This window comes from Pseudomonas sp. 300, from assembly GCF_055803035.1.
Genome location: NZ_JAVLRV010000002.1, coordinates 950,100 through 965,750 on the forward strand (window position 1 = coordinate 950,100; position 15,651 = coordinate 965,750).

The 15,651-nt window shown below is 60.5% G+C and carries 15 protein-coding genes; 8 read left to right on the forward strand and 7 right to left on the reverse strand.

The window, feature by feature from the left end; genetic code table 11:
* Positions 1–32 precede the first annotated feature (32 nt).
* The 3 genes from Q7W83_RS10665 to Q7W83_RS10675 form a co-directional block, all read right to left on the reverse strand.
* Complete coding sequence (locus Q7W83_RS10665; protein WP_458377303.1) at positions 33–1,331, reverse strand: NAD(P)/FAD-dependent oxidoreductase; 1,299 nt, start codon at positions 1,329–1,331, stop codon at positions 33–35.
* Positions 1,332–1,383: 52 nt separating this feature from the next.
* Positions 1,384–2,874 (reverse strand): aldehyde dehydrogenase, encoded by a 1,491-nt coding sequence (locus tag Q7W83_RS10670; protein ID WP_150633850.1) that lies wholly within the window; start codon positions 2,872–2,874, stop codon positions 1,384–1,386.
* A 149-nt stretch (positions 2,875–3,023) separates the two neighbouring features.
* Positions 3,024–4,400 (reverse strand): glutamine synthetase family protein, encoded by a 1,377-nt coding sequence (locus tag Q7W83_RS10675; RefSeq protein WP_150633851.1) that lies wholly within the window; start codon positions 4,398–4,400, stop codon positions 3,024–3,026.
* A gap of 280 nt (positions 4,401–4,680) precedes the next feature.
* Here Q7W83_RS10675 and Q7W83_RS10680 point away from each other — a divergent pair, with 280 nt between their 5' ends.
* From Q7W83_RS10680 to Q7W83_RS10700, 5 genes are all read left to right on the forward strand, one after another.
* A complete protein-coding gene (locus Q7W83_RS10680) occupies positions 4,681–5,442 on the forward strand; it encodes a gamma-glutamyl-gamma-aminobutyrate hydrolase family protein (RefSeq protein WP_473655990.1) in 762 nt (253 codons plus the stop codon).
* A gap of 371 nt (positions 5,443–5,813) precedes the next feature.
* Positions 5,814–6,956 carry a polyamine ABC transporter ATP-binding protein gene (gene potA / locus Q7W83_RS10685; RefSeq protein WP_150639475.1) on the forward strand — a complete coding sequence of 381 codons (1,143 nt, stop codon included), beginning with the start codon at positions 5,814–5,816 and terminating at the stop codon, positions 6,954–6,956.
* 29 nt (positions 6,957–6,985) lie between these two features.
* Positions 6,986–7,867, forward strand: a complete 882-nt coding sequence (locus tag Q7W83_RS10690; RefSeq protein ID WP_191630120.1) for an ABC transporter permease subunit — start codon at positions 6,986–6,988, stop codon at positions 7,865–7,867.
* Complete coding sequence (locus Q7W83_RS10695) at positions 7,864–8,748, forward strand: ABC transporter permease subunit (RefSeq protein WP_473655991.1); 885 nt, start codon at positions 7,864–7,866, stop codon at positions 8,746–8,748. Before Q7W83_RS10690 ends, Q7W83_RS10695 begins: the two co-directional genes overlap by 4 nt.
* Before the next feature lie 54 nt (positions 8,749–8,802).
* Positions 8,803–9,900, forward strand: coding sequence for a polyamine ABC transporter substrate-binding protein (locus tag Q7W83_RS10700; protein WP_473655992.1), 1,098 nt, complete (start codon positions 8,803–8,805; stop codon positions 9,898–9,900).
* 266 nt (positions 9,901–10,166) lie between these two features.
* Here Q7W83_RS10700 and thpR read toward each other — a convergent pair whose 3' ends face one another.
* Positions 10,167–10,706, reverse strand: coding sequence for an RNA 2',3'-cyclic phosphodiesterase (gene thpR, locus Q7W83_RS10705; protein WP_473655993.1), 540 nt, complete (start codon positions 10,704–10,706; stop codon positions 10,167–10,169).
* A 60-nt stretch (positions 10,707–10,766) separates the two neighbouring features.
* Between thpR and Q7W83_RS10710 the strand changes: the two genes are divergently transcribed.
* Entirely contained in the window at positions 10,767–10,961 is a 195-nt protein-coding gene (locus tag Q7W83_RS10710; protein WP_150633858.1) for a hypothetical protein, read from the forward strand.
* A 12-nt stretch (positions 10,962–10,973) separates the two neighbouring features.
* Here the strand turns inward: Q7W83_RS10710 and Q7W83_RS10715 are convergent, their stop codons facing one another.
* Together Q7W83_RS10715 and Q7W83_RS10720 are read right to left on the reverse strand one after the other, a co-directional pair.
* Positions 10,974–11,327, reverse strand: coding sequence for a DUF1428 domain-containing protein (locus Q7W83_RS10715; RefSeq protein ID WP_150633859.1), 354 nt, complete (start codon positions 11,325–11,327; stop codon positions 10,974–10,976).
* A gap of 2 nt (positions 11,328–11,329) precedes the next feature.
* Positions 11,330–12,415 (reverse strand): hypothetical protein, encoded by a 1,086-nt coding sequence (locus tag Q7W83_RS10720; protein WP_150639479.1) that lies wholly within the window; start codon positions 12,413–12,415, stop codon positions 11,330–11,332.
* A gap of 410 nt (positions 12,416–12,825) precedes the next feature.
* On the opposite strand from Q7W83_RS10720, the gene Q7W83_RS10725 reads away from it, so the two are divergent.
* A complete protein-coding gene (locus Q7W83_RS10725) occupies positions 12,826–13,086 on the forward strand; it encodes a hypothetical protein (RefSeq protein ID WP_473655994.1) in 261 nt (86 codons plus the stop codon).
* 117 nt (positions 13,087–13,203) lie between these two features.
* Here Q7W83_RS10725 and Q7W83_RS10730 read toward each other — a convergent pair whose 3' ends face one another.
* A complete protein-coding gene (locus Q7W83_RS10730) occupies positions 13,204–14,094 on the reverse strand; it encodes a LysR family transcriptional regulator (RefSeq protein WP_473655995.1) in 891 nt (296 codons plus the stop codon).
* Between the two features lie 136 nt (positions 14,095–14,230).
* On the opposite strand from Q7W83_RS10730, the gene Q7W83_RS10735 reads away from it, so the two are divergent.
* A complete protein-coding gene (locus tag Q7W83_RS10735; protein ID WP_150639482.1) occupies positions 14,231–15,649 on the forward strand; it encodes an MFS transporter in 1,419 nt (472 codons plus the stop codon).
* The last annotated feature ends 2 nt before the right edge of the window (positions 15,650–15,651 follow it).

A 15,651-nucleotide genomic window follows, 5' to 3' on the forward strand; every position in this document is an offset into this window, starting at 1 on the left:
GGCCAATTGGATGGCCGCCGATTGCGTTCGGCTTAGATGCCGAACCGATCGCGCAGCGCGTAGTACGCGGCGCCCATGGCGGTGAGTGGGGCCTGGAAGGTGCGGCCGCCGATCATGGGCATGTGCGGCAAGGATGCGAAGGCATCGAAGCGTTCAGCGTCGCCGCGGATCATTTCCGAGATCAGTTTGCCGGCCAGGTGCGAGCAGGTGACGCCGTGGCCGCTGTAGCCTTGCATGTAGTAGGCGTTTTTCTCGATGCGGCCAAATTGCGGCATGCGCGACATGGTCAGCAGGAAGTTGCCGGTCCAGCGGTAATCGATCTTCACGTCCTTCAGTTGCGGGAAGGTCTTGAGGATTTTCGGTTTGATCAGTTGCTCGATGTCGTCCGGTTCACGGGCGCCATAGACCACACCGCCGCCGTACAACAGGCGGTTGTCGGCGGTGAGGCGGTAGTAGTCGAGCAGGTAGTTGCAGTCTTCGACGCAGTAGTTGTTTTTGATCAGGCTGCGCGCCACCTTCTCCGACAACGGTTCAGTGACGACGATTTGCGAACCGCACGGCATGCTCTTGCTGGTCACGCGGTTGTCGAGACCCTGTGGCAAGTAGGCGTTACCGGCGATCAGCAGGTACTTGGCCTTCACCACGCCTTTGGCCGTGCGCACGGTGATCGGTTCGCCGTAGGTGATTTCCACCGCCGCCGATTGCTCGTAGATTTTGCCGCCCAGGCCGATGATGGCCGAGGCTTCGCCGAGGGCCAGGTTCAGCGGGTGGATGTGGCCGCCCTGCATGTCGAGCAGGCCGCCGACGTAGTTGTCGCAACCGACTTCGCGCTTGATGTCCGCCGCGTCGAGCATTTTCAGGTTTTTATTGCCGTAACGTTCCCAGCTGCTTTTCTGCTCGGCCAGGCCTTTGAGTTGTTTTTTGTTCAGCGCGGCGAAGATGCCGCCCGGCTTGTAGTCGCACTGGATGTCGTAGTGTTGTATGCGCTGACGGATGATATCGGCGCCTTCGAAGATCATGCTGCCGAGGACTTCAGCGGTCTTGTCGCCGTAGCGTTCTTCAATGACGTCGACGTCGCGGCTGTAGGAGTTGACCAGTTGACCGCCGTTGCGTCCGCTGGCGCCGAAACCGACTTTGGCGGCTTCGAGCACGGTGACGCTGTAGCCCGCTTCGGCAAGGAACAGCGCCGAGGACAAACCGGTGTAGCCGGCACCGATGATGCAGACGTCGCAATCCACCGCGTGTTCCAGCACCGGAAAGTCGCCGGTGAAGTTGCGGGTGGCGGCGTAGTAGCTGTTTACATGCTTTTGTTCAACAGAGCTGTGTTTCATAGGTTTCTCCGATGGCCGCTGACACTCGCCGGCGACCGCCGTTGTAGAAGTATTAGAGCTTGATCCAGGTCGCTTTGAGTTCGGTGTATTTGTCGAACGCATGCAGCGATTTGTCCCGACCATTACCCGACTGCTTGTACCCGCCGAACGGCGCGGTCATGTCGCCGCCGTCGTACTGGTTGACCCAGACGCTGCCGGCGCGCAAGCCGCGGGCGAAGGTGTGGGCCTTGCTCAGATTGCTGGTCCACACGCCAGCGGCCAGCCCGAAGATGCTGTCGTTGGCGATGGCCAAGGCTTCTTCAGCGGTGTCGAAGGTGATCAGCGAGAGCACCGGGCCGAAAATTTCTTCACGGGCGATGGTCATGGCGTTGGTCACACCGTCGAAAATCGCCGGTTCCACGTACAGACCGCCAGTGGCTTCGAGGGTGCGGCTGCCGCCCGCGATCAGTTGCGCGCCCTGGTCCTTGCCGACCTGGATGTAGCGCAGCACGTTGTCCAGTTGACGCTGATCGACGACCGCGCCGACGGTGGTTTGCGGGTCCAGCGCGTGCCCTGGTTTCCAGGCCTGCAGCGCTTCCACCAGTAGAGGAATGAACTGCTCGCGAATCGAACGCTCGACCAGCAAGCGCGAACCGGCGGTGCAGACTTCGCCCTGGTTGAAGGCAATCCCGCTCGCCGCTGCCTGTGCTGCCGCGCGCAAATCCGGCGCGTCGGCGAACACCACGTTCGGGCTCTTCCCCCCTGCTTCGAGCCAGACGCGTTTCATGTTGCTTTGGCCGGCGTAGATCAGCAGCTGCTTGGCAATCGCGGTCGAACCGGTGAAGGCCAGCACGTCGACGTCCATGTGCAACGCCAGCGCCTTGCCGACGGTGTGACCGTAGCCCGGCAGCACGTTGAACACGCCTTTCGGGATGCCCGCTTCCAGCGCCAACTGAGCGACGCGGATCGCGGTGAGCGGCGACTTTTCCGAAGGCTTCAAGATGAACGAGTTACCCGCCGCGAGGGCCGGGGCGAACTTCCAGCTGGCCATGATCAGCGGGAAGTTCCACGGCACGATGGCGGCGACCACACCGGCAGGTTCGCGGGTGATAAGGCCGAGTTGATCGTGCGGCGTGGCGGCGACTTCGTCGTAGATCTTGTCGATGGCTTCGGCGGTCCAGCGGATCGCGTTGGCGGTCGCCGGGATGTCGATGTTCATCGAATCGTTGATTGGCTTGCCCATGTCGAGGGTTTCGAGCAGGGCGAGTTCTTCCCGGTTGGCCAGGATCAGGTCGGCGAAGCGGATCAGGATGCGCTTGCGTTCAGCCGGGGCGAGGTTGGCCCAGATACCGGAATCGAAGGTGCGGCGTGCGACAGCCACGGCCTCGTTCGCGTCGGCTTCGTCGGTGCTGGCGACGTTGGCCAGGAAGCGGCCATCGACCGGGCTGATGCATTCGAAGGTGTCACCGCTGAGTGCTGTGCGGTACTGGCCGTCAATGAAGGCGCGGCTTTCGATGGTTAGGGACTGGAAGCGTTGTTCCCAGTCGCTGCGAGTGTTTGTCATTGTTGTGACTCGACGCAGGAAATTGAGTGATCGTGGGGGGGGATGCCCGCCCAATCAAAAAAATTGAAACGCGGTCCCTGTGGGAGCTGGCTTGCCAGCTCCCACAGGGTTGGCGGCGTACACACTTTTTATGTACGCCGCCAATTCCGTCAGACAGTGTGCAGGTACCAGTTGTACTCAAGGTCCGAGATGGAGTTCTCGAACTCGGCCAACTCGCTTTCCTTGCACGCCACGAACACGTCGATGTACAGCGGGTCGATGTATTTGGCCATGACTTCACTGTCGTCCAATTCGCGCAGGGCATCGCGCAGGTTGTTCGGCAGGCTTTGCTCGTTCTGCTCGTAGCTGTTGCCTTCCACCGGGGCGCCCGGTTCGATCTGGTTGGTCAGGCCGTGGTGGATACCGGCCAGCACCGAGGCCATCAGCAAGTACGGGTTGGCATCGGCACCGGCAACACGGTGTTCGATGCGCACCGAGTCCGCTGAACCGGTCGGCACACGGACTGCAACAGTACGGTTGTCGATGCCCCAGCTCGGCGAGTTCGGCACGTAGAACTGCGCGCCGAAACGGCGGTACGAGTTGACGTTCGGGCAGAGGAACGCCATCTGCGCCGGCAGGGTCTCGAGCACACCGCCGATCGCGTGTCGCAGCGCGGCGTTCTGCTCGGGATCCTCGCTGGCAAAGATGTTGTTGCCTTCTTTGTCGAGAATCGAAATGTGCACGTGCAAACCGTTGCCCGCCTGGCCCGGATATGGCTTGGCCATAAACGTGGTGTCCATCTCGTGGTCGTAGGCGATGTTCTTCACCAGACGCTTGAGCAACACCGCGTAGTCGCAGGCCTTGATCGGGTCGTTGACGTGATGCAGGTTCACTTCGAATTGCGCCGGGGCGCTTTCCTTGACGATGGCATCGGCAGGAATGCCCTGCTCTTTCGCGCCTTCTAGGATGTCTTGCAGGCAATCAACGTATTCGTCGAGGTCGTCGATCAGGTACACCTGAGTCGACACCGGACGCTTGCCCGAGACCGGCGAACGCGGCGACTGCGGACGACCGTTCACGTTGTCCTGGTCGATCAGGTAAAACTCCAGTTCGAACGCGGCGCAGATGGTCAGGCCCAGTTCGTCAAACTTGCGCACAACGTTGGCCAGCACTTCACGCGGGTCAGCGAAAAACGCCTCGCCTTCCAGTTCGTGCATGGTCATCAGCAACTGCGCGGTGGGGCGCTTCTGCCACGGCTCGATGCTCAGGGTGCCAGGGATGGGGAAGCAGATCCGGTCAGAGTCGCCGATGTCCAGACCCAGGCCGGTGCTTTCCACCGTGGAGCCGTTGATGTCCAGGGCAAACAGAGACGCCGGCAGGTTGATGCCTTTTTCGTAAACCTTATGAAGACTGGTGCGCTCGATGCGCTTGCCGCGCACCACACCGTTCATATCCGCAATCAGAAGGTCGACGTACAAAACCTCAGGATATTTCTTAAGGAATGCGTTTGCTTCGTTGAGTTGAACGGCACGCAGAGGGACCGACATGATGCACCTATTAGCTGTTAATTATTATGTTCACTACCTTGTTGCGAGCCCAGTCAACCCGAACGGCAAAGTGAAGTCAATAGCGAACACTCAGCCTCTCGTCCTTTATTTTCAGGCCTTTTATAGGCACTAGAGTGCCAGATCAGCCTTGAGCGCCCTGTAAATCCTGAAGATCGGACGTTCGGCGTTTAGAATTTTTTACATGAGAGTTGTTAATTAAAATCAACAAGGCTAAGCTCCGGAAAAGCTCGTTCAAGTGTGAAACTTCGAGGTGATAAAAATGGCATTCAAGCCATTGATCGGCGTTACAGCGTGCGTCAAACAGATTGGCTTGCACCCCTACCACGTCAGCGGCGACAAGTACTTGCGTGCTGTCAGCGTCGCGGCCCTGGGGCTGCCCGTCATTATTCCTTCCTTGGCTGAACTGACCGACATCGAGGATGTGCTCGCGCATCTCGACGGTCTGTTGCTGACCGGCTCGCCGTCGAATGTGGAGCCCTTCCACTATCAAGGCCCGGCCAGCGCTGCCGGCACGGATCACGATCCGGCGCGGGACGCCACAACCCTTCCTTTATTGCGTGCGGCCATTGCGGCGGGCGTACCGGTGCTCGGCATCTGCCGCGGCTTCCAGGAAATGAACGTGGCGTTCGGCGGCAGCCTGCACCAGAAGGTGCATGAACGGCCGGGCATGCTCGATCACCGGGAAGCGGACAGCCCCGAGCTGGCGGTGCAATACGCCCCGGCGCACGCGGTAACGGTGCAACCGGGTGGCGTGTTTGAAGCGCTGGAGCTGCCGACCGAGTTCATGGTCAATTCGATTCACAGCCAGGGCATCGACCGCCTCGCGCCAGGCCTGCGCGCCGAAGCGATTGCGCCGGACGGTCTGATCGAAGCGATTTCGGTGAACCACAGCCCGACCTTCGCCGTCGGCGTGCAATGGCACCCGGAATGGCAGGTGCTGTCGAACCCGCCCTACTTGAGTATTTTCCAGGCGTTCGGCGATGCATGCCGGCGACGGGCCGCGCTGCGTAAAACCCGCTGACCTGAAACCCGAAAAACCAATTTACTGCCCCCGCGAGTCAGGCGGGCGTGCCTTTGCGCGTCCGTCCCTCACGACAACAACACACTGTAATAACAACAAGTACGACCCAGGCAGCCAGGACGGCGGCGCCGAATAAGCCCGGGTCGGGCGATACCAGTGAAGCAAACGCAATACCCCCTGTGGGAGCTAGCCTGCTAGCGATGAGGGCGGCCCAGTCACATTGATGTCGACTGACACACCGCCATCGCTAGCGGGCTAGCTCCCACAGGTGACCACTGCTGGATTCACTGGTATCGCCCGCTCCGGGCTAGCAATCCACTCTTAAGTCAGGCCGCGTTGGCCCGACGACTGAAACCTGTTGGGAGTTTCACATGGCAAACGCCTCCAGCATTTACAGGAAGGCTCTTGAAGGTCACCAGGCACCAAAAAAGGTGCTGGTGAAAGTCGACCGCGTCACCAAGAAATTCGACGAAACCACCGCAGTGGACGATGTTTCGCTTGAGATTCATCAAGGCGAAATCTTCGCCCTGCTCGGCGGCTCCGGTTCCGGCAAATCGACGCTGCTGCGCATGCTCGCCGGCTTCGAGCGCCCGACCGAAGGGCGGATTCTGCTCGATGGCGTGGACATCACCGACATGCCGCCGTACGAACGGCCGATCAACATGATGTTCCAGTCGTACGCCTTGTTCCCGCACATGACCGTGGCGCAAAACATTGCCTTCGGCCTCAAGCAGGACCGTTTGCCCACCAGCGAAATCGACGCCCGCGTGGAAGAGATGCTGCGCCTGGTGCACATGACTCAATACGCCAAACGCAAACCCCATCAGTTGTCCGGCGGTCAGCGTCAGCGCGTGGCCCTCGCCCGCTCCCTGGCCAAACGACCGAAGCTGTTGCTGCTCGACGAACCGATGGGCGCACTGGATAAAAAACTGCGCTCGCAGATGCAGCTTGAGCTGGTGGAAATCATCGAGCGCGTTGGCGTGACCTGCGTGATGGTGACCCACGACCAGGAAGAGGCCATGACCATGGCCCAGCGCATTGCGATCATGCACTTGGGCTGGATCGCCCAGATCGGCAGCCCGGTGGACATTTACGAAGCCCCGGTCAGCCGCATGGTCTGCGAATTCATCGGCAACGTGAACGCCTTCGAAGGCACCGTTGTGGAAGACCTTGAAGGTCACGCGATCATTCACAGCAAGGATCTGCAGCAGAAGATCTACGTCGGTCACGGTGTCAGCACTTCGGTGGAGGACAAGTCGATCACTTACGCGATCCGCCCGGAAAAACTGCTGGTCAGCACCACCCAACCCGAGTCCCGTTACAACTGGTCCGAGGGCAAGGTGCATGACATCGCCTACCTCGGTGGTCACTCGGTGTTCTACGTTGAATTGCCTGGCGGCAAAGTCGTGCAGTCGTTCATGGCCAACGCCGAACGCCGTGGCGCGCGTCCGACCTGGGACGACAAGGTCTACGTGTGGTGGGAAGACGACAGCGGCGTGGTACTGCGCTCATGAAAACACTCAATCAGCAGTTCATGCGGCTGATGCCGAGTGGTCGAAAGCTCGTCATCGGGATTCCGTTCCTGTGGCTGTGCCTGTTTTTCCTGTTGCCGTTCTTCCTGGTGATGAAGATCAGCTTCTCGGAAGCGGCGCTGGCCATTCCCCCCTACTCCGAGATCTACACCTTCGCCGAACAGAAACTCCAGGTGTTCCTCAATGTCGGCAACTACCTGCTGCTGACCGAGGATGAGTTGTACATCTCGGCTTACTTCGGTTCGTTGAAGGTCGCATTTTTCAGCACGCTGATGTGTCTGGTGCTCGGCTTCCCGATGGCCTACGCGATCACCAAGGCGAGCAAGGAAGCGCAGAACGTCTTGCTGCTGTTGATCATGATGCCGACCTGGACGGCGATCCTGATCCGCGTTTACGCGTGGATGGGCATCCTGAGCAACAACGGTTTGCTCAACGCGTTTTTGATGTGGACCGGGCTGACCGATCACCCGATCGAGATCCTCAACACCAACATCGCCGTGTATATCGGGGTGGTTTACGCCTACCTGCCGTTCATGGTGTTGCCGTTGTACGCCAACCTGGTCAAGCACGATCAGAGCTTGCTGGAAGCGGGTTCGGATTTGGGTTCGAGCAACTTCAACAACTTCTGGAAAATCACCGTGCCGCTGGCCAAGAACGGGATCATCGCCGGCTGCATGCTGGTGTTCATTCCGGTGGTCGGTGAGTTCGTGATTCCGGAACTGTTGGGCGGCCCGGAAACCCTGATGATCGGCCGTGTGCTGTGGCAAGAGTTCTTCAACAACCGCGACTGGCCGGTGGCGTCTGCCCTGGCGGTGGTGATGCTGTTGATCCTGATTGTGCCGATTCTGCTGTTCAACCGCAGCCAGGCCAAAGAGATGGAGGCACGGGGATGAAACGTTTCGGTTTTTCAAAGTTCATGCTGGTGTTCGGCCTGTCGTTTATCTACCTGCCGATGCTGATTCTGGTGATCTACTCGTTCAACGCCTCGAAACTGGTGACGGTATGGGGTGGCTGGTCGTTCAAGTGGTACGCCGGCCTGCTCGACAACACCCAACTGATGGGCTCGGTGGTGCGCTCACTGGAAATCGCCTGCTACACCGCGATTGCCGCAGTGGCACTGGGGACGTTGGCGGCGTTTGTGCTGACTCGCGTGACGCGCTTCAAGGGCAGGACGTTGTTTGGTGGCCTGGTCACCGCGCCGTTGGTGATGCCGGAAGTGATCACCGGTCTGTCGCTGTTGCTGCTGTTCGTGGCCATGGCGCAACTGATCGGCTGGCCACAGGAACGCGGCATCGTCACCATCTGGATCGCCCACACAACATTCTGTGCGGCGTATGTGGCGGTGGTGGTGTCGGCGCGCTTGCGCGAGCTGGACCTGTCCATCGAAGAAGCCGCCATGGACCTCGGGGCGAAGCCGTTCAAGGTGTTTTTCCTGATCACCATCCCCATGATCGCGCCGTCACTGGCGGCCGGCGGCATGATGTCGTTTGCCCTGTCGCTCGACGATTTGGTGTTGGCGAGCTTCGTGTCCGGCCCGGGTTCCACGACCCTGCCGATGGAAGTGTTTTCGGCGGTGCGTCTGGGTGTAAAACCCGAGATCAACGCCGTGGCCAGCTTGATTCTGCTCGCCGTTTCGATCGTGACCTTTATGGTCTGGTACTTCAGCCGTCGCGCCGAAGCCTCCCGCAAACGGGCGATCCAGGAAGCGATGGACCAGACCGCCAGCGAATCCTGGCAACAACCGAAAAAGCAAATGGTAGAAGCGACGGCCTAGTGCCGTCGCGTTTCACAGCTTTGCGTACTGAATAAAAAGAATGGAGTTGTACCGATGAAAATGTTTGGCAGGACTCTGCTGACACTGTCCTTATTGGGCGCGATCGCCACAGTTGCCCAGGCCAATGACAAGGTACTGCGCGTCTACAACTGGTCGGATTACATCGCCCCGGACACCGTCAAGAAGTTCGAAGACGAGACCGGCATCCGCGTGACCTACGATGTGTTCGACAGCAATGAAACCCTTGAAGCACGCCTGCTCGCGGGCAAATCCGGCTACGACATTGTCGTGCCGTCCAACAGCTTCCTGGCCAAGCAGATCAAGGCGGGCGTCTATCAGGAGCTGGACAAATCGAAGCTGTCGAACTGGAAAAACCTCAACCCGGTGTTGCTGAAAAACGCTTCGGCCAGCGACCCCGGTAACAGTCACGCCTTCCCCTACATGTGGGGCTCGATTGGCATCGGCTTCAACCCGGCCAAGGTCAAGGAAGTGCTGGGTGCCAATGCGCCGACCAACTCGTGGGATCTGCTGTTCAAACCGGAAAACGCCGAGAAGCTGAAAGCCTGTGGCATCAGTTTCCTCGATTCGCCGACCGAGATGCTGCCCGCCGCCCTGCACTACCTGGGCTACCCGGTGAACTCGCAGGACAAGGCGCAGATCGCCGAAGCAGAAGCGCTGTTCATGAAGATCCGGCCATCGGTGGCGTACTTCCATTCGTCGAAGTACATCTCCGACCTGGCCAACGGCAACATTTGCGTGGCGGTCGGTTACTCCGGTGATGTGCTGCAAGCCAAGGCTCGCGCGCAGGAAGCGGGCGACAAGGTGAGGATCGATTACAGCATTCCGAAAGAAGGCGCCGGCAGTTTCTACGACATGGTCGCGATCCCCCGGGATGCGGCGAACGTCGAAAACGCCTACCTGTTCATGAACTTCCTGATGCGTGCGGACATCATCGCCGAGATCACCAACAACATCGGCTACAGCAACGCCAACGCGGCGGCGACGCCGTTGGTGGATGAAGCAATTCGCAATGATCCGGGGTCGTATCCGCCTTTGGCCGTGATGGAGACGTTGTATGCGATTCCGGACATGCCGATTGGGGTTCAGCGGGTGATGACGCGCGGCTGGACGCGGGTGAAGCTCGGGAAGTAATTCCCTCGATATATTCGTGGTATTTGAAATGGCCATCGCGGGCAAGCCCGTTCCCACAGTGGTCGGTAGTGGAATACCGATTCATGGTACGACGCGAATCCCTGTGGGAGCGGGCTTGCCCGCGATGAGGCCATCACTGCCAACACAAAACTCAACTGTTTCCGTTCACGCAGCGCCTTACCACCGCTGCACTCCTCTCTGACGAACGGCCTCACCTGGCTTCCTCGGTTCAGGTGAATTCGGGCGCCCTCCTCGGGCGCCTTTTTTTATGCGGGGACGAGCGGCCATTCGGCCAGCGCCCGATAGTGACCCTTGTGGGATTCAAACAAGACAAATCGGTCTGCCCGCAGAAAAAACTCCGGCGGCGTCGCCGATTCAGGCACCGGCGCCCGATAGTCACGCATCAACGTCAGATGCGGCCTGAATTCCTTGGGGGCGTCTTCGAACCCGAACGGCAACATCGCCTGCTCCAGCGCATACACCAGCCGCAGCAATTCCGGCGGCGCCTGCTCCGTCGCGAGCACCAACGCCCCGGCCCTGCGCCAGACATCCAGCCGATCCAGTGCCACCCGCAACGCGATACCCGACACGCGAACCTTTGCTGCCGCCGCGCAGATCTCGGCAATCTGCGCCACCTCCACAGCGCCCAAAAACAGCAACGTCAGATGGAAATTTTCCGCCGGCACCGGGCGCCCAATGCGCAGTGCCAGCGCGCTGCGCCATTGGGCAATTGCCTTGCGCTGCTCGGGCGGGCAAGCCAATGCGAAAAACAGCCGCTTGACCGGCTCCGGGGTTTCGTCGCTCACGCCTGGCACCTCCTGACATGCACGTTATAGTTGAACCCACCGAATAAACGGGACGGGGCCATGCGAGAGATCATCAGCAAAGAGCCATGGTGGGCCATGCCACCGCAACCGGGTCAGGATGAGTCAGAGCTGGAATGGGGCTGGCTGGTTCACTATAGCGAAGGTGAACCGCGTTTCGAGTTTGTCAAAGAGCGACCGACGGACAGCGAGATCCGCAATCGAAAAAGTTGCAGGATCACCCCGGCATCGGAGTGATCCCCTCACGTGTCACGCCTGCAGGAGGATGTTGAAACCGCCGAAGATCATTCGCTGACCATCAAACGGCATCGGATTGACGTCCTGCTGCATGCGCGGGTCGGCCATCATTTTCTGCATGCCTGCATCGCGGGTGGGCTTGTCCGGCCAGACGATCCAGGAAAACACCACGGTTTCGTCATCTTTGAGTTTCACCGCCAGCGGAAACGAGGTCACTTTGCCGTCAGGCACGTCATCGCCCCAGCATTCGACAATGCTCAGGGCGCCGTTCTCCTTGAAAATCACGGCGGCAGATTCGGCGTGTTGCTTGAATTTTTCGCGGTTGGCGCTGGGCACCGCAAAGACACAGCCATCGACGTAAGACATGGTCATTCTCCTGCTGGGGGTAGAGGATCGATCTGCGGGTTAGTCGGTTCGGGCGGGCTCCAATCGACAGCGCCGCCGCCCGAACTGACCGACGGTATTTCGGCACTCCCCGCCAGATTGCCCTCGATCTGTCCTGCCATGTACAACGTCCCCGCCATCACACCGGTGGTCGGGTTCTGCACCAGTTTTATCCAGGCCTTGTCGAACGTGTTGCCCAGACTGCTGCGGATCAGCGCCTCACTGTCCGGCCGGTCGCTGGCCTGAATCAATGCGCGAATCCCCGCTACGCCCAGCGTAATCAAGCCGCCGGCAAGTTTGCCCGCCGCTGCGGATACCACGCTGGCGGCACCGCGCGGGGCCATTTCGGCTTCCATGCGTTGGCTGGCGCGCTTGGCCACCGGCGCCATGGCCGTGTCGGTGGAATCAACGCCCTTGTCACCGCCAGCCTTGTGGATCTTGTCGATCAGCGCCGCGTACGCCGGCAGGGTATTGAGCGGCTGGGTGTGCACGATCTGATACAGCGAAGCGTCCCGCGCGGGCGGCGGTCCCAGGGCGATGGCCGGGATTTTCTGGATACGGCCGTTGAGTTGCGCCATGGGTACGCCGTGGCGCTGGGAGATTTTCTGCAGCTCTTCCTGAAGAATGTCCACGTAGAACGCCGTGGCCAGGCCGAGGATCTGGTCGGGATCAATCTCGACGGCGACCGGGGCCAGCACGCGTTTCTGGTATTGCTCCAGCAGATAGGCCGCCAGGCGCTTGGACGAAGCATCCTGCTCGTTCTTGGCACTGAGGGAGTACCAGCTGACCTTCATCGACAGCCATTCCTGGGTCCAGTAACTACTGAACCAGGGAATGAAGTTTTCTTCGGTCAATTGATAGACCCGGGTTCGCCAGTAATCCATGGCGCCGCGCGAGTAGATTTTCGCCTGTTCGGTAGCGGACTGGGACGCCGCGACGATGTCCCGGTCCACCTGCTGCCAGGTGCTCTGGGAAATGATCACCGGCGGCGCTGGCGCCGGGGCACGCGCAGGCGTGACGCATCCCGCCAACACCAATAGCACGGCGACGATCAGCGAACGCAGGTTCAAGATCGCATGTCCTACAGTCTTCCCCCGAACAGGATATTCGGGGGTTAAAGCACCCTGATTTGAGTATAGGCGGCGGTGGGGGCGTGGTCTGAGGTTGATGGTGTCTCAAGGGCCTCATCGCGAGCAGGCTCGCTCCGACATTTGGAATGTATTCCCCTGTGGGAGCGAGCCTGCTCGCGATGGGGTCATCAGTAACACCGCAAAACCCCGACCATCACTTGCGTCGATATTCACCATCGCCGCGAATGCCTTCCGCTCAAAATCCGTCAGCGTAGGATCAACCTCAACCCGACACACAACCCCGAACCGGAGGGGCAAATCATGTTGATCCATCTGCTGACCTGCCTGGCCCTGACAGCCCTCACGCTGACCGTTTTTTCGTGGTACGTCCTGACCGAGGAGCGCACATCATGATCCACACCGTCACCCTTGCCGTGAGCTTTCCGGTGTTCGGCAACAACTACTACTCGCAGCAGGTCGTCTCGCGCAAAGTGCTGTCGCTGGTGTTCGACAAGAATTTCGAGGCGCTGCTGATGCCGGCCGCTGCTAACCACTTCAGTAACGAAGTGGTCGGTCTCAACGATCAGTTCCGCTTTTTGAATGATGTGCTGGCCGAACATCTGCTGGATGCCGAACTGGCCCAACACGCCTCCCGTTCGTTCACTTTATGAGTGCTGCCATACAGTGCATCGACCGGCACTTCTGCCTGAGGGAGGTTCAGGCAGCATTGGGAACACATGGCTTCCTCATCAGAGCCACTTGAGTCAATTTTCTATTTGAAGAACGCGCTATTGCGCACAAACCTCACGAACACAACCGCGTAACCAGCGATGCACCGGATCGGCATCCAGTCGTGGATGCCAGAGCATCGCGACAGTGAACGCCGGCAAGGCAACTGGCAGCGCAAAACTGTGCAGGCCTGCCCGCAGGTTTTCGGTATGGCGCTCAGGAACAGTGGCGATCAGGTCGGTTGTACGGGCGAGCGCCAACGCCGTCGAGAAACCGCCGACGATGGTCACGACCTGCCGTTGCAGTTGCAGCGCCGCCAATGCTTCATCGACAGCCCCCTTGTCGAACCCTCGCCGCGAGACGCTGATGTGACCGCCCGCCGCAAAACGTTGCGGGGTGATTTCACCCTGACTCAGGGGGTGCCCACTGCGCACTACGCCGATGAAGCGGTCGCGAAACAAGCCCTGCGTCCGTAGCTCAGGCCCGGCGGCCTTCCCCACCACTCCGGTTTCCAGATCGACGGTGCCATCACGCAGCGACGTGCTGTCCTTGTCAGGCTTGTGCACGAAGCGCAGCAGCACGCCCGGCGCTTGCTCGGCGACGCGTGCGATGAGCGGCGCGCCAAAGTTCTCCACAAAACCCTCGCTCGTACGCAACGTGAACGTGCGGATCAACTGCTTCAGGTCAGGCTGTTGCGCCGGGCGCAGCACCGCTTCGACATCCTGCACCAACTGGCTGACCTGCTCGCGCAATTCCAGCGCCCGCGGCGTGGCCACCAGTCCGCGCCCGGCCCTGACCAGCAGCGGGTCGCCCGTGGTTTCGCGCAACCGCGCCAACGCCCGACTCATCGCCGACGGGCTCAGCCGCAAGCGTTTGGCGGCACGCGCCACGCTGCCTTCGGCGAGCAGCACGTCAAGGGTGATCAGCAAATTGAAATCGGGAGTCGACATGCATTGCCCCATGGCCGGGTGAGATGGCGTTCAACGCACGAGTACAGTGCAACCCGTGCGCCTTCCGCCATGTTAGGCGCCGGCGTAGATTTCTGATAGCTCCACTTCGGGAGTGGCCAGTTACCAGAGGGACAGCATGAAGCCGACTATCGCCATCGTGGACAACGCAACACAGACACCCGCCGTACGCTGGGCGCTGGTCAGCCTTTCGCTGTCGATGCTGCTGTCCTCGCTCGGCACCAGTGTCGCCAACGTCGGTTTGCCGACGCTGGCCCAGGTGTTCGGTGCGACGTTTCAGGACGTACAGTGGGTCGTCATCGCCTATCTGCTGGCGATTACCACGCTGATCGTCAGCGTGGGCCGGCTCGGTGACCTTATCGGTCGCCGGCGTCTGTTGCTCGCGGGCATTGGCGTGTTTACGCTGGCCTCGGCGCTGTGCGCCTGGGCACCGACCCTGGGGATATTGATTGGCGCCCGAGCGCTGCAAGGTCTCGGCGCGGCGATCATGATGGCGCTGACCATGGCCTTCGTGGGCGAAACGGTAGCGAAGAACAAAACCGGCAGCGCCATGGGTTTGCTCGGGACGATGTCGGCGATTGGCACCGCGCTGGGACCGTCGCTCGGCGGTTTGCTGATTGCCGGTTTCGGCTGGCGGGCGCTCTTCCTGGTCACCGTGCCCTTGGGCCTGATGACGTTGCTGCTTGCGCATCTTTATCTGCCCGCCGACCGCCAGAAACCAACCACCGGGAGCACCCGTTTCGACGCGTGGGGCACGCTGGTGTTGGCGCTGACGTTGGCGGCGTATGCGCTGGCCATGACCCTCGGACGCGGCCATTTCGGGCTGTTCAATATGGGTTTGCTGTTGGCGGCGGGGGTCGGCGTGGGGCTCTTTGCGTTCGTCGAGACGCGAGTCGCCTCGCCGCTGATTCGACTGGCAATGTTTCGCAACCCGGTGCTGAGCGCAAGCCTGGCCATGAGTACGCTGGTCGCGACGGTGATGATGGCAACGCTGGTGATCGGGCCGTTTTATCTGGCCCACGGGCTGGGGTTGAAAGCGGTTGTGGTGGGAATAGTGCTCGCGGTCGGGCCCTGTGTCGCGGCCCTGACAGGTGTGCCTGCTGGCCGGATCGCCGACCGTTTCGGCGCACCACGGATGACTGTTGCCGGGCTGATCGCCATGGCCATCGGTTGCTTCACATTATCGGTGTTGCCGCAGACCTTTGGCATCGGCGGCTACGTCGCGCCGATGGTCGTGATCACCCTCGGCTATGCGGTCTTCCAGACGGCCAACAACACCACGGTCATGACCGATGTTGCGCCAGACCAGCGCGGTGTTGTCTCGGGCATGCTCAATCTGTCACGAAATCTGGGATTGATCACCGGGGCTTCGGCGTTGGGTGCCGTGTTCGCAATCGCCTCGCAGGCAGCCGACATCACCACCGCGCAGCCCGAAGCCGTGGCCCACGGGATGCAGATCACCTTCGCGGTAGCGCTGGGGCTGATCGTTGTTGCACTGGGTGTTGTGCTAGCCCGCCGAACGCTGAAATCCTTGTAGGG

Bases quoted from the DNA above. Each gene is read 5' to 3' on its own strand.
- Q7W83_RS10665 (WP_458377303.1), bottom strand. From the start codon at position 1,331: ATGAAACACAGCTCTGTTGAACAAAAGCATGTAAACAGCTACTACGCC.
- Q7W83_RS10670 (WP_150633850.1), bottom strand. From the start codon at position 2,874: ATGACAAACACTCGCAGCGACTGGGAACAACGCTTCCAGTCCCTAACC.
- Q7W83_RS10675 (WP_150633851.1), bottom strand. From the start codon at position 4,400: ATGTCGGTCCCTCTGCGTGCCGTTCAACTCAACGAAGCAAACGCATTC.
- Q7W83_RS10680 (WP_473655990.1), top strand. From the start codon at position 4,681: ATGGCATTCAAGCCATTGATCGGCGTTACAGCGTGCGTCAAACAGATT.
- potA (WP_150639475.1), top strand. From the start codon at position 5,814: ATGGCAAACGCCTCCAGCATTTACAGGAAGGCTCTTGAAGGTCACCAG.
- Q7W83_RS10690 (WP_191630120.1), top strand. From the start codon at position 6,986: ATGCCGAGTGGTCGAAAGCTCGTCATCGGGATTCCGTTCCTGTGGCTG.
- Q7W83_RS10695 (WP_473655991.1), top strand. From the start codon at position 7,864: ATGAAACGTTTCGGTTTTTCAAAGTTCATGCTGGTGTTCGGCCTGTCG.
- Q7W83_RS10700 (WP_473655992.1), top strand. From the start codon at position 8,803: ATGAAAATGTTTGGCAGGACTCTGCTGACACTGTCCTTATTGGGCGCG.
- Q7W83_RS10710 (WP_150633858.1), top strand. From the start codon at position 10,767: ATGCGAGAGATCATCAGCAAAGAGCCATGGTGGGCCATGCCACCGCAA.
- Q7W83_RS10715 (WP_150633859.1), bottom strand. From the start codon at position 11,327: ATGTCTTACGTCGATGGCTGTGTCTTTGCGGTGCCCAGCGCCAACCGC.
- Q7W83_RS10725 (WP_473655994.1), top strand. From the start codon at position 12,826: ATGATCCACACCGTCACCCTTGCCGTGAGCTTTCCGGTGTTCGGCAAC.
- Q7W83_RS10730 (WP_473655995.1), bottom strand. From the start codon at position 14,094: ATGTCGACTCCCGATTTCAATTTGCTGATCACCCTTGACGTGCTGCTC.
- Q7W83_RS10735 (WP_150639482.1), top strand. From the start codon at position 14,231: ATGAAGCCGACTATCGCCATCGTGGACAACGCAACACAGACACCCGCC.